The sequence below is a fragment of the Burkholderia sp. BCC1640 genome, assembly GCF_902833125.1.
In the GTDB taxonomy this organism is placed as follows: domain Bacteria; phylum Pseudomonadota; class Gammaproteobacteria; order Burkholderiales; family Burkholderiaceae; genus Burkholderia; species Burkholderia diffusa.
This window is the reverse complement of sequence record NZ_CADFEF010000107.1, coordinates 1-785: the sequence shown is the minus strand read 5'-3', so window position 1 is coordinate 785 and position 785 is coordinate 1. Positions and strand designations below refer to the sequence as shown.

The following is a 785-nucleotide window of genomic DNA, read 5'->3' as shown; positions in this document are numbered from 1 at the left end:
CCTGATGACCATAGCGAGTCGGTCCCACCCCTTCCCATCCCGAACAGGACCGTGAAACGACTCTACGCCGATGATAGTGCGGATTCCCGTGTGAAAGTAGGTAATCGTCAGGCTCCCTCAAGCCAAGAACCCCCGCCCGACAAGGCGGGGGTTTTTGCATTGGCGCGACGGAAATGCGCACGGTGCCCGGCATAGGTTGCAGCACAATCTGAAAGCCTATGCGACAGAGGACCTGAGTGACCAGTCCGCTGCAGTTTCAGAACAATCGTCGCTTGTCACAGTTACTAACGGTATGGAGCATCGGATACCGAGCTTCCAAACGGATAGTGACTTGCGCCGCCCGCCATTGGCAATGCGCCGATCACATCGGCGTGGTGATGAGTCGCTTGTCCTCGACGGTAATCCGGACGCGTTCTCCAGTCTCGAATCCCGCGTCCTCAAGCGATACTCCAGCCAATTTGATCCACGGGAAGTATGTTGTGTTCAGTTTTCGGTGTGCTCTGATGGCACGGAGAACTCTAGACAAGGAATGATGGCACGCTAACTCTTGAACAGTGACGAAGCGTTCCGTTACGGGGGTACGTGACTTATGATTGGCTTTAGCCGTTTCCGACTCCTGAGGTGAGTTGGTTGTGGTCAGCGGGTTGTATGGGTGGCAGCTGGAGTTGCCCCTGTAATACCGGACACGGCATCACACTAAGGTTGCTGAATCCATCGAGCGCCGGAACTCGCGAGGCGAGCGGTATTTCAGCGCGCTATGGGGATGCTTCTCGTTGTAATGCTCG

Annotated in this window: 1 protein-coding gene and 1 rRNA gene; one reads left to right on the top strand and one right to left on the bottom strand. The window is 55.8% G+C overall.

All coding sequences use genetic code 11. From position 1 onward, the window contains the following. A 5S ribosomal RNA gene (gene rrf / locus HWX25_RS32685) occupies positions 1 to 113 on the top strand. A 248-nt stretch (positions 114 to 361) separates the two neighbouring features. Here the strand turns inward: rrf and HWX25_RS33845 are convergent. After that, a complete protein-coding gene (locus HWX25_RS33845) occupies positions 362 to 526 on the bottom strand; it encodes a SymE family type I addiction module toxin (protein ID WP_279610155.1) in 165 nt (54 codons plus the stop codon). Positions 527 to 785 lie beyond the last annotated feature (259 nt).